At 46.0% G+C, this 13,659-nt stretch carries 13 protein-coding genes; 7 read left to right on the top strand and 6 right to left on the bottom strand.

Annotated elements, in window-relative coordinates; genetic code table 11:
• Positions 1–62 precede the first annotated feature (62 nt).
• Complete coding sequence (gene yghU, locus JHD44_RS06650; protein WP_199461986.1) at positions 63–896, top strand: glutathione-dependent disulfide-bond oxidoreductase; 834 nt, start codon at positions 63–65, stop codon at positions 894–896.
• 117 nt (positions 897–1,013) lie between these two features.
• The gene (locus JHD44_RS06645; protein WP_199461985.1) at positions 1,014–1,373 is read left to right on the top strand and encodes a FlxA-like family protein; all 360 of its coding nucleotides are present in this window, start codon (positions 1,014–1,016) and stop codon (positions 1,371–1,373) included.
• Positions 1,374–1,404: 31 nt separating this feature from the next.
• On the opposite strand, the gene JHD44_RS06640 is transcribed toward JHD44_RS06645, so the two are convergent.
• A complete protein-coding gene (locus tag JHD44_RS06640; RefSeq protein ID WP_267905818.1) occupies positions 1,405–1,917 on the bottom strand; it encodes a YgjP-like metallopeptidase domain-containing protein in 513 nt (170 codons plus the stop codon).
• 198 nt (positions 1,918–2,115) lie between these two features.
• On the opposite strand from JHD44_RS06640, the gene JHD44_RS06635 reads away from it, so the two are divergent.
• Entirely contained in the window at positions 2,116–2,868 is a 753-nt protein-coding gene (locus tag JHD44_RS06635) for a DUF481 domain-containing protein (RefSeq protein ID WP_199461984.1), read from the top strand.
• 53 nt (positions 2,869–2,921) lie between these two features.
• Here the strand turns inward: JHD44_RS06635 and JHD44_RS06630 are convergent, their stop codons facing one another.
• The 3 genes from JHD44_RS06630 to JHD44_RS06620 all read right to left on the bottom strand — a co-directional run bounded on the left by JHD44_RS06630 (position 2,922) and on the right by JHD44_RS06620 (position 8,008).
• Positions 2,922–4,910 (bottom strand): methyl-accepting chemotaxis protein, encoded by a 1,989-nt coding sequence (locus tag JHD44_RS06630; RefSeq protein ID WP_199461983.1) that lies wholly within the window; start codon positions 4,908–4,910, stop codon positions 2,922–2,924.
• A 288-nt stretch (positions 4,911–5,198) separates the two neighbouring features.
• Positions 5,199–6,872: an aconitase X gene (locus JHD44_RS06625; protein ID WP_199461982.1), complete on the bottom strand. Its 1,674-nt coding sequence runs from the start codon at positions 6,870–6,872 to the stop codon at positions 5,199–5,201.
• 89 nt (positions 6,873–6,961) lie between these two features.
• Positions 6,962–8,008 carry a hypothetical protein gene (locus JHD44_RS06620; protein ID WP_199461981.1) on the bottom strand — a complete coding sequence of 349 codons (1,047 nt, stop codon included), beginning with the start codon at positions 8,006–8,008 and terminating at the stop codon, positions 6,962–6,964.
• A gap of 143 nt (positions 8,009–8,151) precedes the next feature.
• Between JHD44_RS06620 and JHD44_RS06615 the strand changes: the two genes are divergently transcribed.
• On the top strand, positions 8,152–8,865 hold the full coding sequence (locus JHD44_RS06615) for an AraC family transcriptional regulator (RefSeq protein ID WP_199461980.1): 714 nt from the start codon (positions 8,152–8,154) through the stop codon (positions 8,863–8,865).
• A 96-nt stretch (positions 8,866–8,961) separates the two neighbouring features.
• Complete coding sequence (locus tag JHD44_RS06610) at positions 8,962–9,900, top strand: DMT family transporter (RefSeq protein WP_199461979.1); 939 nt, start codon at positions 8,962–8,964, stop codon at positions 9,898–9,900.
• A 7-nt stretch (positions 9,901–9,907) separates the two neighbouring features.
• Here JHD44_RS06610 and JHD44_RS06605 read toward each other — a convergent pair whose 3' ends face one another.
• Positions 9,908–10,711 carry an AraC family transcriptional regulator gene (locus tag JHD44_RS06605; protein WP_199461978.1) on the bottom strand — a complete coding sequence of 268 codons (804 nt, stop codon included), beginning with the start codon at positions 10,709–10,711 and terminating at the stop codon, positions 9,908–9,910.
• 151 nt (positions 10,712–10,862) lie between these two features.
• On the opposite strand from JHD44_RS06605, the gene JHD44_RS06600 reads away from it, so the two are divergent.
• Both JHD44_RS06600 and JHD44_RS06595 read left to right on the top strand, forming a co-directional pair.
• Entirely contained in the window at positions 10,863–11,816 is a 954-nt protein-coding gene (locus tag JHD44_RS06600; RefSeq protein ID WP_199461977.1) for an ornithine cyclodeaminase family protein, read from the top strand.
• Positions 11,817–11,836: 20 nt separating this feature from the next.
• Positions 11,837–13,129, top strand: coding sequence for an NAD(P)/FAD-dependent oxidoreductase (locus tag JHD44_RS06595; protein WP_199461976.1), 1,293 nt, complete (start codon positions 11,837–11,839; stop codon positions 13,127–13,129).
• Here JHD44_RS06595 and JHD44_RS06590 read toward each other — a convergent pair.
• The gene (locus JHD44_RS06590; RefSeq protein WP_199461975.1) at positions 13,089–13,580 is read right to left on the bottom strand and encodes a hypothetical protein; all 492 of its coding nucleotides are present in this window, start codon (positions 13,578–13,580) and stop codon (positions 13,089–13,091) included. The genes JHD44_RS06595 and JHD44_RS06590 overlap by 41 nt on opposite strands.
• Positions 13,581–13,659: the final 79 nt, after the last annotated feature.

Below are 13,659 nucleotides of genomic sequence, written 5' to 3'. Positions count from 1 at the left end.
CCTTGAGGTTATCGCTTGATCGCCATATAACCTATATAGGTTAAATGAATAAGGAGTCTGAGATGAGTTCTGAAAACGAATACACACCGGATAAAGTTTGGAAGTGGGATGCTGAAAAGACCCAACAGTGGTCAAAAACTAATCGCCCTTACGCTGGCGCAACCCATGAAAAAGAGCTGCCAAAAGGCGAGCACCCATTGCAATTGCATTCCCTTGCCACTCCGAATGGTCAAAAAGTTACCATCCTACTAGAAGAATTATTAGCCCTTGGCATTGATGGGGCAGAATACGATGCTTATATGATCAATATCGGTGAAGGTCAGCAATTCTCATCCGGCTTTGTTGAGATCAATCCGAACTCGAAAATTCCAGCCATGGTTGACACCACTGTGAATCCACCGCTGCGCCTGTTTGAATCCGGTTCCATACTGCAATACTTGGCAGAAAAGCACGATGCCTTCATTCCACAAGACCTAAAAGCTAAAACAGAGTGTCGTAATTGGTTGATGTGGCAAATGGGATCTGCGCCATTCTTAGGCGGCGGTTTCGGTCATTTTTATGTATACGCACCGTTTAAACAAGAATACCCAATTGAACGCTACACGATGGAAGCTAAGCGCCAACTAGATGTGCTAAACAAACATCTAGTGGAAAACAAATACATGGCAGGCGATGAATACTCGATTGCCGATATGGCCATTTGGCCTTGGTATGGGAAGTTAGTGCTTGGCGATCTTTATGGTGCAGCTGAGTTCTTAGATGTCGGAGAATACCCATACGTACAACGCTGGGCGAAAATGATTGCCGAACGTCCTGCTGTTAAACGGGGAATACGTGTTAACCATTGGGGTGAAAACGGCATCAGGGAACGCCATAACGCAACGGACTTAGACTAGTCATTAGAATTTAGTTGATCAAATCAACTAGTGTAAATTAACGTAAAGAAACTAAAACCTCCTAAAAGTGTGCCGTTATCCCACAAAGCGGTATTACATCTATTAAGGAGGTTTTTTATGAGCGCTATCTCAATGAACTTGAGCAGCATTACTAGCCAAAGCAGCAGTTCTTCCCAGTCTTCCTCTTCTTCTCGAATAGAAACACTGAAACAGAAGATGGAAACCTTGCAAGAAGAGTTAACCAGTATTTCAACCAGCACGGATAAAACAGAAGAAGACGAACAACAAGCCGAGCTTTTGCAGCAACAGATTCAGATGCTACAGCAACAAATATCACAGCTGGAAATGCAGGAAGCTAAAAAAGCTAAGCAAGAGGAGTCTCAAGAACCTTCTAGTGAGAATAGCGAAACAGGATCCTCTGTAACGGAAAAAGACCCAGATGACCCGTTAGGACAATCGCTTGATACTTATGCTTAACAACCTTCATATGGCTTTCTTGGAAACCTTTTTAAGAAAGCCATAGTTCTCCGTAGCGCTCCTTGTGACAAAGGTACACACGAAGCTCAAACTCTAATTGATGATAATCAGGTTCCATATACTGACACAGCTTATAAAATGCCTTGTTGTGTTCTTTCTCTTTGAGATGCGCGAGCTCGTGAACCAAAATCATACGTAGCATGGGTTCTGGTACTCGACGAAACATTGAAGCAACACGGATTTCATTTTTTGCTTTTAGCTTTTTTCCCTGCACTCTGGAGACAAAAGTATGTAGCCCCAAAGCATTATGAATTACGTGAAGCTTATCATCATAAGCTACCTTGCTAATTGACCCAGAACTCTTCATAAACCGTTGCTTGAGCTCCTGTACAAAATGATAAAGCTGCTTATCATTTGTTAACTCATGTGCTTTAGGATACTTATTCAAAAGCCAAGCCTCCGTCTTACCAGAATCCAACATAGCTCGCGTTTGAGACTGTAATTCTGGACTGTAGTGACCTAAATACTGATTTACTTCTGACAAAGTACTGCCTCATACCATGTAAAAAAAACAAACATTTAATCATATGCAGTTCATTAACTTCATACAAAATGCAAACTTCATTTAAGCATTGCTTAAAAAATTAGAGTAAACAAAGCAACCTGCACCAAGCCCCTCTATTCATATCGAACGCTATGATAATTTTTAGTGTATACGATCAATAAACGAACGAGGATGACCATGAAAAGAGCTCTGCTACCTTCAATTGTTGCAGTCAGTGTCTCTGTGTCGAACCTATATGCAGCAGATACCAATCTGAATCTAACAACACCTCCTGACGAGTGGTCAGGCTCGGCAGAACTTGGAATGGTTTTGACTACAGGCAACACAGATACTCAAAACTTAAACGGTGCGTTGAACCTGACAAAAGAGTCTCTAAAGTGGCGTACAGATTACAGTTTAAGCTCTCTATACAGTAGTTCCGATAGCGCGACCACAGCAGAACAATACAAAGGGTCAGTGCAAGCCAACTACAAATTCGACACAGAACAATTCTGGTATGTCAGAGGCTCCTATGAAGAAGACCGTTTCTCGGGATATCGTAGTAAAGGCTCAACGTCTACAGGTTACGGTAATCGCTTTTGGCAACATCAAGACGGTTCCTATCTAGAGGCTTCAGCAGGAGTAGGTTACCGAGATTATGCGATTGAAGATGGCGCCGATGGTAATTCAGACCGAGGTACATTTGTTCGCTTATCTGGCACTTATGAAAACCACTTTTCTCCAACTTCTCTCTTCCGACAAGAATTAAACAGCGAAATCAGCACCAGTGGTGGCAACACAGTCAATGAGTCAATCTCATCCATCCAAGCCAATATCGTTGATAACTTAGCCATGAAATTAGCTTATAAAGTTGAGTACACATCGGATGTTCCGGCAGAAACTGACACTACCGATACTGAGACAACAGCATCTGTTTTATATTCTTTCTAATCAAAAAAGCCCACTCAGTTGAGTGGGCTTTTTAAGTCTGTGACAGATGCAAATTAGCGCAAATCGTTCAATCGTCTCGCAATTGCATCAATTTCTTCACTCATTCTACTGAGTCGGCTCGAATCGTCTGCATTGCTACTTGTGAGAGCCTGCAATCTTGATACAAATTCAGTCAGATCATTAGATACTTTCTGCTGCTCATTTGCTGCAACGGATATTTGTGTTGCTTGATCCGTTATCTGAGAAAAGGCACTCACTACTTCCTGTAAATGACTCGCTGTTGCCTCTGCATTGTTCACCGCACTTTCAGTTTCAGACTGGCCCGTCGTCATCGAATCAACAGACTCTTTTGATGCTTCCTGAAGGCGGTTCAACACTTGTTCAATCTCCACAGCAGAGCTTTCACTTTTAGCGGCCAAATTTCGTACTTCATCTGCTACTACCGCAAAGCCACGACCCGTTTCCCCTGCTCGTGCAGCTTCGATCGCGGCATTCAAAGCCAATAGATTTGTTTGCTCAGCAATATCCCTAATAACGCCTAGCATACTGTGTGCTTTACGGCTGTCTTGGTCTAATTGAAGGATATTTTGTTCTGCTCGGTTCATGGTCTGTGCCAAAGAACGCATTGTTTGAATAACGCCTTCCATTTCTTGGCCACTGGTACGAACGTCTTTATGTATGCGCTCTACCGTTTCTTTCGTCTCATTTGAGTACATAGCAACGTCAGCGGAAGTCGCACCAAACTCTTCTGTCGCCGCAGCCAACATATGGTTTTCATCACTCAGACTATTCGCCTTACTGAGAAACTCATTACTAAACACATTCAATTTACCCGCGTCATCCACTAGTTTGGCTGACTCTTGATGGATACTTGCAAGCAAAGACTTTAATTTTGCGCCATAAGCATTGACGGATGTGCGTAATTCTCCTATTTCGTCTAGTTTTAAAATCTTTAATTCTTGATCAACATTACCAGATACTAAGTTTTGAATTTGTTCAGTTGTTTGAGCAATGCGGGACAATAAACTTTGGAAAAACAGCCACGCAACAATGCTTACAATAATAAGCAACGCGCCTAGTGCTAGCATAAGAAAAATACTCATACTGCTGGCAACTTCAGTCATCACACCTTTCGGCACCACTAAACCGATGGTCCAACCCGTTTGCGGTTCTTTCACTAAGTCAACAAACGCGGATTCGCCCAAAATAGCATCATACTCTAAAGCGACCGCTGCACCGCTGTTATTCTGCTTAGCCGCTTGCAAAGCAGGCGCTAACCACTCAAGTGTCTTCGCCAATTCATCTGCAGTCACCATAGAATCATCAGCTTTCACAATTTCCGCAGCAGATTTAGGAAAGCTAAGCATTTGACCTTGAGCATCTAGAGCAAATACATAACCATTATTTTTAGCGCCATGTTGCTCAAGGATATCGGTAATGCCATCCAACATCATATCGACGGTAGCAACGCCAGAAAATTTACCTTGCTCTTTAATAGGTATCGTACATGTCACCATTGGGACTTTTGAAACAGGGTCCGTATACGCCTCTGACCATGAACATTGGTTGATCGGCGCATTACGTCCAACAGTATACCAACCTTCATTATGATAGCCTGAGCCGTTCGGGTCGTTATAGTCCTCAAGTAACTCCAGACCACTACCGGAGCGAGCCCAAAAGAAACTGCGTCGTTCAACACCAGGCGTAAAGGCGTTAGGTTCGGGCCATATACCACCGCCAGCAATACTTACATCACCATGATTATTAATAAGAGGAGGTAATATCGATTTATAGAGCTCAACATCTTCAGGTAATTGTGTGGCAGCCAAAGCAATAGAGCTGGTCATTAGTTGAATTTCATCAAGTTTTGCACCTAACAGGGCAACAAGACCTTGTTGATTGACACTTATTTGTTTTTGACGCTCAGAGATTAGATCAGACTTAACTTTACCTTCCACGACCGCGTACACGACAGCCATGGCTAACACAAAGATGACAACTAAGCCTAAGCTGATTTTTTGGCGAATCTTCATTGCAGGCATTTAGGACTCCCTAGTCTTCGTCAATTATTTTACACGCTTCAAGTTCATGGTTTTTATTAAGTTTTAGCACAAAGTTTGCACAAGGGTATATCAAATATAAGCAAAAATATCTGAAGCTGTTAAAAAAAGCGTGCAGACGAGCACCGAGCACTCGTTGCACGCACTTATGCAGAAACGCCTAAGGAATCAAAGGCACGACTGCATAATCCAAAGGAGCCTTTAATAGATTGTAGACCATTATTTGGTATGAGCTAGTGGCCCTTTCTTAGCTAGACCATTTGAAGAATATTAGATGAGCCATGATGGCGGTGTCTCTGCTGAATACCCTGTAGTAGCGGCTTCTACACATTGGGCTAAGCTGCCAAAGCGAATTGCACGCCCGCTGAGACCTGGTCCGTAGTGGGCGTATTTGCCAGAGTTGGTCATCAGTGTTTTAGTGCTTGTTGGGAAAACGGGTTCAGAGATCGAACACCAACATAAATCGGGATAAATGATAAAACCCGCCTGTTCAATGGGCGCAACAAGCCCTTCGCTTTTCACAAGCTCCAGTACATCACGACCTAATGTGATCATCCCCACCACACCCGTCAGACAGCGTTTCCCTTCTAATAGCTTCGCTAAAACACGACACTCCGTTAACGAAAAATGCGGGCTACCTAAAGCAATCAACTCTACTGGGACTTTAGTCGGATTAAACTGCTGCCAAACCGCCAGGAAGTCCTCTGATAACACCGCCACTTGATCAGTTTGAGGCGCTATATTGGTTGCCTCAGGGGTGATATCAGCCACATGTAACATGGGCGCTCCCGATGTTGTGCCAAACGCACCACACAAGGCTTTTAGATCATCTTGATTGGGGGATAAATGAGCTACACCTCGGATCAAAGGAATTCGATCCGGCGCTAAACTCCCTGCTAAATATCCCAGCATTGGCCAAAAAGCATCATCCACCGAGGTGAAGTAAGGCACATCAATGATACGACGCGCAGCACGCTGCTCCGTTAGATACATCCCCGTGCGAGGGGATCGGCCCGTTAAGGCAATACACAAATCAAGAAAATCAGGATGTTTTGCCGTACGGGCACCTAGCACCGTGTTGGCATAGATCACCGCATTGGACTCGGCCCAAGCAATGTTTTCTGCTTGTGCAGGTGCGTCGGGAAGCAAATAAGGGGCGCAGGTGAACGTCGCTCTAGCCCCCATATTAAGGTAGGCGTCTGCAAGCCCTTGAGCCGCTTCACCAAAGGCTTCCTCTAACCCCTGTCGGCGCCAGTTGGCATAATCTACGGAAATCGAGTTAGTCGTCGTCGGGATCCGAACTTGAGCCCCCATTTGCTCGAATTGTTGCGCAAAACGTAGCAATGCAGGTCCAGCATAGATACAGCCATCGATATGCACCTTCGCCACATCAATCAACTCTGTGGCGCCTTCATTACGAGCCACATCACACAGTAATCGCATGGCCAATTGCACCGCCACGCCCTGTTGCCCCTCTAGCATAGCGAGGTCTGTGTCCGACAATAGCAATTCCGTGTGAGGTGCTGGCTCTAGTGGAAAACTCACGCCTTTAGTCTGAATCGTGTGTTCTGTAATGTTGATTTGATCGGCTTGGGCCAGTAACTCAAACTCTGCTTCAGAGACACGGACGATCGGAATGGTTAAACCAAATACATGCTGAGCAACCAACACCCCAAGCGTTAAGACACTTTCCGTTTCTCGAAAGATCAATGCAGCCGGAGCGTGGCCATTCTGAATCAATTCCAACAGCACTCCGCTGCCCGTACAGGAGCCACGACTGGTCGGCAGCATCAGCACCTTCGCCGCCAAACACTGTTGATGCAAAGGGTGATGCGCATCCATCACCACACCCGACGCAGAATCCACGCCGCCCCAGAAACTCAACCCTTCTTGGGAAGCCAATACAGCGCCATTTGCGGAGCCTGGAACTAACAGATGTGCCATGAACGATTCCTCTCGACTATCGTAGTAATGGCATCATCTTATCGCGTTCTTAAATGAAGCAGTTGACCAATACTCTGCTCTTTCCCACTCTAAACGATCAAATCTACATGCTGCATACTGTCTACGGTGCCATCATTTTTGACATAAAGACCCGTTTCTCGAATGATGCCAGTGCGCTCACCTTGGTCGTTGAAAAGACTAAATGGAGAGCTGGTGCGCTCTAATACAAAGGCACTAACTCCCACATCACTTAAACTTAACAAGCTTTCATTGCCTTGTTCGTCTCGCTGCACTAGCACCAGATCTTGCCAAATATCGTCAAGGCTATCGATCAGACCATCTTGATTACTGTCGTATTGGGCAAGGTCAGCAAAGCCACTGCCTGACTGGGGGCCAAATAACTCAGAGCCATCATCGATGCTACCATTGCCATTTTTATCAATGGCTAAGAATGCCGAATCACCCGTCGCAAACACCACTTGCTCTTCTGTACCATCACCATCAAGGTCAAAGCTAACACGCTGATTGGTTAACTGTGCGGCATTACCGTTTAAATTCACTACCAATGGGTCCACATTACGGCCTGTGAATGAGATCTCGCCGTAGAACTCTTCGTAACGAGAACGAGACATATCCAAACTAAAATCGACATTCAATGATCGACCATCGTTGAGGTCAAGGCGTCCTTGTATGCCGACATAACTGGACTCTTGTTCCGTTATTTGATGATACTCTCGCATGGCCATGGCGGTTTGACGCACTTGCCCTTGTGCCGAACCACTGTTGGCTGAAGGCTCACTTTTGCCATTTCCTGCCCCTTCAAGCTCTGAGGCATCATATAGGGATATTTTCATGCCAAACATGCGCTCAAGGATCGAGATCATGCTTTGAAAGCGCTGCTCGACACGCGAAATGCTCTCCTCCGCATCATCTAAGCCAAGCTCTTCAGTCCGTGCTTGGAAGCTAACCTCTTGCTGCGCAATGATGCGCTGACCTGCTTGGGCTTTTAACTCCAATGCAGATTCGCTATCAGCCCGAGAGGAAGTCTGAGTAACACTCACTGCCTGTCGCGTTACGACTTCTTCTCTTTGATACTCATATCGGGATTGAAAAGACAAATTGCTCGTTGCCATCATCGTCACTCCGTGAAACCATGCAAAGAGAAGCTATCGGCAGATAACTCTGTTTAATTAATAACCAAAGCTTATATCTGATAAAACTGGAAAAATGCTAAATCTATGCATAGCCAAACGCCTTTTTCATAATGTTCGATAAAACCATGCAAAATTCGCTAAGTCTTCGCGCCTACACCAAACGTACAGATACTCATATTCACTCTTATCATCAATTGGTACTGCCTACACAAGGCGCCATTATGATCGAGATTCCCAACTTTCGTGGCAGCGTTTCGGTCGGAGAATGCGTGGTCATTAAAAAGGAACAAGAGCATCATTTTAAAGCTGACGAAGCCGCGCGCTTTGTCGTCGCTGATATGAATAGCCTGCCAAATCATCTTGCTCAGAGTGAGCAACAGGTCTTTGATATCAGTGCGCCACTACAAAGTTTCTTGCTGTTTGTTGAGAAACAACTCGTACATCAGGTGAACTCTGAGATCGAGCAAACTCTGTTTCAATTGTTCAAGCAATTACTGACACAACAGACGCTCGGGCATCAAATTGATCCGAGAATCCGTCGAGCGCAAACCTATATGATTGAGCATTTAGCACACCCCCTTGATATCAACATCCTCTCGCAACAAGCCCATCTAAGCGCCACCCAATTCAAAACACTCTTTAAGCACCATATGGGGCAAAGCCCAATGCACTACATCATGAGTTTAAGGATGGAAAAGGCCAAAGCCCTGCTGACCCACTCCGATTTACCTGTCCAGCACGTCGCTGAACAAGTGGGCTACAATGACTTATCGGCTTTTAGTCGACGCTTTCGTCAACATTTTGGTTTGTCTCCAAGCCAGCTGTCTGGACGCCATTAATTCCATCTTAACGGTCTACAAGAGCGTCTTTTCAGCACAATACACAGTGTCTTTTTCTCATATGATAATCCTCATAAAGACACAGAGAGCAGAACCATGCATACCACTTCCATTAACAACGTTAATCACCAAACCGGTCACCTTGCTATATTACTGGCCTCTTTTTTATGGGGCACCACCGGCACTGTTGCTAGCTTAGCCCCTGACGTGAGCCCACTGGCTATCGGAGCTTTTGCCATGGGCGTTGGCGGCCTATTACAAGCATTGGTAGCTCTAAAAAACTTACGGCGAGATGCTAAACAGTTATGGCAATTGAAAGTCTATGTCGTTGGTGGAGCGCTCGGCATAGCCGTTTACCCACTGACCTTTTACAGCGCCATGCATTTAGCAGGTGTTGCGATTGGCACCGTTGTCACCATCGGTAGCGCACCTTTTGCCACAGCCTTATTGGAGTGGCTAATCAGCAAAAAGAACCCTTTTACTAAAACCTGGTTAGTCAGCTTAAGCTTTGGTCTGCTCGGCATTTTGTTACTAGCGTTTTCCGAAGCAGCCCCGACTCAATCTGCTAATAATCAATGGGACACCGTAGTCGGTATCATCCTCGGGGTAGTCGCTGGCGGCTCTTATGCTTTATACGCATGGATCGGTAAGCATATGATTGAGCAAGGCATTCACTCTAAAACCTCGATGAGCAGTATGTTTATGGTCAGTTCTTGCATTCTATTACCGTCACTAGCCCTGACAGGAGAACACCTATTCGGCTCGATAAATAACATCAGTGTGGCACTTTATATGGCAGCCGTGCCGATGTTTCTAGGTTATGTGTTGTTTGGATTCGGCTTGAAGACCACTCATGCAAGTACGGCCACTGTTCTCACCTTATTTGAACCTGTAGTAGCGGCAGTCTTTGCGGTTACCATCGTAGGGGAACATTTAGGAGTCTCTGGATGGTTGGGAATGGTTTTAATCGGTGCCTGTCTGGTCATACAAAGCTATACCTCTAAACCCAGCAGCGCAATTCCGGAAAAGCCCTAGCAGCTTGCTAGTGCTGACGGCCTCGGGCTTGTGCCGGAGAATGCCCCATCATTTTACGATACGCTCGGGAAAACGCTGAGGTGCTAGAAAAACCGAAACGATGCGCCAGTACAGATACCGGCAAAGATGACTGGTGTAATAGCCTTTGCGCCTGCTGCAGTTTGCGCTGCAGTATATACTTTTGTGGACTTAAGCCAAGTTGCGCCTGACAGACCGTATAGAAATGGCTTTCACTCATATTAAAGTAATGGGCGAGCCATTCATTGCTCCATTGCCGTTCTGGGGATTGATCAATCAGGCGGCGAAACTCTGATGAGTTAAAGCGCTGATGCTGAACCGAATGCCATAATCGATCTTGTTCTAACATAGCATCCGCCACCTGCAACACAAGCATTGGCAACATCTGCGCATTAATGCGCTGCTGAATCATGGGGGATGCGTTCGTTAATTGCCCTGCGGCAAACTCAAGACAGGGGAGCGAGGCGGTGGGCAGCGCGGAAAATAAATGCTGCTGACGAAAGAGTTCTGGTACCGATACGCCCGTACTGTCTTGAATATATCGCACAGTTGGATCGTCCGCAGACAAATCCACCACCAATAACTCACAGTCTTGGGAATCGCCTGAGAAAAGATGCGGCAATTGATCAGGTGCCAGCGCAAAACGACCGCGGGACAAGGCGCCCGTTTCGTGGGGTAACTCGCAAGTCATCTTACCTTGCCAGCCAATCAAGATTTGGGCGAAATCATGCATATGCTCACCGTGCTGCGTTGCGATCAGCTCACGCCGAATTCCACTTTGATGATCTTGCATACATTTCTCCCCGCTACTTTAAGCTTTATAACAAGTCTCTTTGCAAATGCATAGTCTTGGTCAACTTGTGCAGAGTTTTAGAACACTATCTAGGTCAGTTCGACACTAGTATGTAATTCAGATCATGACGACGACTTCCAAGGAGAATGCGATGTACTTAACCGCCGAACAATTAACTGAGCGCTTGGGTTGGCCTGAGCTTATACAGGCACTACAAAAGATTTTTACTACGGACGTTCATTCGCCCGTTCGCCATCATCATTTCATTGATGTGCCAAATACCAAACAAGCCACACTACTACTGATGCCTGCCTGGATCGAAGGGAAATATCTAGGAGTTAAACAAGTCTCGGTGTTTCCTGGTAACAACGAGAAAGGCAAGCCTGGATTAACAAGCCTATACACCCTAAGCTCTGGCGAAACGGGCGAGACCTTAGCGCAAATGGACGGCAATATCATCACTGCGCGTCGCACCGCAGCAGCATCTGCTCTGGCTTCAAGCCATTTATCTCATCAAAACAGTGACAGTTTACTCATGATCGGAGCGGGTCGTATGGGACGCTACTTAGTACCAGCTCATATGAGTGTACGCCCTATCAAAACCCTATGGATTTGGGACCGTAACCCATTTGCAGCTAGCCAGTTTGCAAAGGAGCTCAAAGAGCAAGGATATGACGCGCAGGCCATCACGGAACAAGAATTACCTAACATCGCTTCACAAGCATCGATTATCAGCTGTGCAACACTTGCAACAGAGCCCGTCCTAAAAGGCGAATGGTTAAGTCCTGGCACCCACGTTGACTTAGTTGGTAGTTTTACTCCAAGCATGCGTGAAGCGGATAACGCGGTACTGCAAAAAGCCAACGTCTTCGTCGATACCCGTGCTGGTGCCTTAGCAGAAACCGGAGATTTAATCATCCCTATTAACGAGGGTGCCTTCCAAGCGGAAGCAATTATCGCAGAATTGACCGAACTGTGTTCTTTGCAACATAAAGGCCGTCAAGCATTGGCAAATACCGAGGACGCGATTACTGTATTCAAGTCGGTTGGTGACTCTCGTGAAGATCTTGCCGCCGCTATTTTAGCATTTGAAGCGTCCTGTTAACCTGTGTCGAAGGAGTTGTTATGAATGCCTCATTATCTGTCACACCGTTTTCCTCATCTCAGTCACAGGATAAACCGACCTATGCAGTTGTCGGTGCTGGTGTCGTGGGACTATGTGTCGCACTGGAAGCGCAACGTCAAGGGTATCAAGTCACCCTGTTAGATGGTAATGAGCCAGGACGAGCGGCTTCTTTTGGCAACGCTGGTTACTTAGCCACCGAGGTCATTGAGCCTTTAGCCACCCCCGCTACTGTGCGTAATGCTCCCAAGCTATGGCTTAACCCAGATGGCCCTGTTTGCATCCCTTTTAAATATTTACCCAAAGCCTTGCCTTGGTACGCAAAATTTTTAAAAGCAGCAAGACCACAACAGGCGATGCAGGGAACCCAGGCCATTAGCGCTCTAAATAAGCGTTCTCAGCCTGCATGGTTGCGAACTTTGTTAGATATAGGACAAGAAAATTTACTGGTTAAAGCAGGAAACCTTGTCGTGTGGGAAGATGATCGACAAAAAGTCGCAGCACATCAGCTGGCGAGTAAACTTCAACAACATGAGGTCGACTGCGAAGTAGTGGAAGGGCAGCGCTTAGCAGAGCTAGAACCTGAGTTATCCTTGAAACTGAGTCATGCGGTTTACGTTCCTGAAATCTATCGTTTGTCCGACCCTTATGAGGTATGCCAAGCCTTGTTTCAGGCGTTTATTGAACGTGGCGGCCACTTTATCAATGAAAAGGTGATGTCTCTTCAGGCCTCCACTCACAATATTGAAGTGCATATTCCTGGGCATCGCCATCAATTTGGTCATGTTAGCTTATGTGCTGGGGCATGGACTCAAACACTGCTAGAGCAAGTCGGCATCACCGTCCCTCTGGAAGCTGAAAGAGGCTACCATCTAACTTTTCCTAAGAACCAGTCGCGCATTCGACATACTATTTTGTCAGCAGATCGACGCTTTGTTATGTCACCCCTAGACAGTGGCTTACGGGTTGTTGGCATGAGTGAGATAGGCGGTACTGAGTTACCCCCCATTGAAAAGCGTTTTTCTGTATTGCGCAAACATACCAAAGCATTGTTGCCGAAACTGTTCGGCCCAGAGGACGCTCAATCTTCCGAATGGATGGGCCATCGCCCCACATTGCCTGACTCTTTGCCGGTCATTGATCAACATCCCAAGTTTCCTCGCCTTAGCTTTGCCTTTGGGCACCAACATTTGGGGGTTACGCAAGCGGCTATCACCGCCGAGTTACTATTACAAAAAGTGGACAAAAGGCCAACTAGCGTGGCACTTCGTCCTTATCGGGTTGACCGATTTTAGCCGTTGTCTGTGGGGCCGTGTCGCAAGGAACATAATGCAAAAATACCCCTAACGCGAGCAATAGAAATGCCGCACTGCCGACGATGGCAACAGGGTAATATAGATTACCCGCCATGTCGGCTTGGCTGTATTTTATCACCATAATCAGCCCCTCAAGAGAAAGCGCGACACATACGGTACTGATAAATCGCGGCAACGTACGACGAAGCATCACAATCACATCATGCTCATCTTTATTGCCGTATTCTTTATTGATCACCATCGCCAATTCGAAAACAGCGATCGCGATAATATTAGAATTAATCACCTGAATAAGAATTTGAGTTAGTTCTTGACTAGATTGATACTGCGATAATGCCGTTACCAAACTGCTACCACACACCATGGCAGCTAAAATGAAAAACAGTAGCGCTAACGCTTTGGCAAAAATTTTCTGAATGGTCGCACTCATGCACCGTTCCTTTGATTACTGAATGTCTTTACAAACTACTCAACGTCAGCAAACTTCGCCAGAGTGCGCCACTGAATGC

Origin of the sequence: Marinomonas ostreistagni (genome assembly GCF_016461785.1) — a bacterium.
GTDB classification, from domain to species: Bacteria; Pseudomonadota; Gammaproteobacteria; order Pseudomonadales; family Marinomonadaceae; genus Marinomonas; species Marinomonas ostreistagni_A.
The sequence above is the reverse complement of the archived record's forward strand: the minus strand, read 5'-3'. Positions and strand labels throughout refer to the sequence as shown.

Coding starts and splice junctions, on each gene's coding strand:
- yghU (WP_199461986.1), top strand. CDS start 63: ATGAGTTCTGAAAACGAATACACACCGGATAAAGTTTGGAAGTGGGAT.
- JHD44_RS06645 (WP_199461985.1), top strand. CDS start 1,014: ATGAGCGCTATCTCAATGAACTTGAGCAGCATTACTAGCCAAAGCAGC.
- JHD44_RS06635 (WP_199461984.1), top strand. CDS start 2,116: ATGAAAAGAGCTCTGCTACCTTCAATTGTTGCAGTCAGTGTCTCTGTG.
- JHD44_RS06630 (WP_199461983.1), bottom strand. CDS start 4,910: ATGCCTGCAATGAAGATTCGCCAAAAAATCAGCTTAGGCTTAGTTGTC.
- JHD44_RS06625 (WP_199461982.1), bottom strand. CDS start 6,872: ATGGCACATCTGTTAGTTCCAGGCTCCGCAAATGGCGCTGTATTGGCT.
- JHD44_RS06620 (WP_199461981.1), bottom strand. CDS start 8,008: ATGATGGCAACGAGCAATTTGTCTTTTCAATCCCGATATGAGTATCAA.
- JHD44_RS06615 (WP_199461980.1), top strand. CDS start 8,152: ATGCAAAATTCGCTAAGTCTTCGCGCCTACACCAAACGTACAGATACT.
- JHD44_RS06610 (WP_199461979.1), top strand. CDS start 8,962: ATGCATACCACTTCCATTAACAACGTTAATCACCAAACCGGTCACCTT.
- JHD44_RS06605 (WP_199461978.1), bottom strand. CDS start 10,711: ATGCAAGATCATCAAAGTGGAATTCGGCGTGAGCTGATCGCAACGCAG.
- JHD44_RS06600 (WP_199461977.1), top strand. CDS start 10,863: ATGTACTTAACCGCCGAACAATTAACTGAGCGCTTGGGTTGGCCTGAG.
- JHD44_RS06595 (WP_199461976.1), top strand. CDS start 11,837: ATGAATGCCTCATTATCTGTCACACCGTTTTCCTCATCTCAGTCACAG.
- JHD44_RS06590 (WP_199461975.1), bottom strand. CDS start 13,580: ATGAGTGCGACCATTCAGAAAATTTTTGCCAAAGCGTTAGCGCTACTG.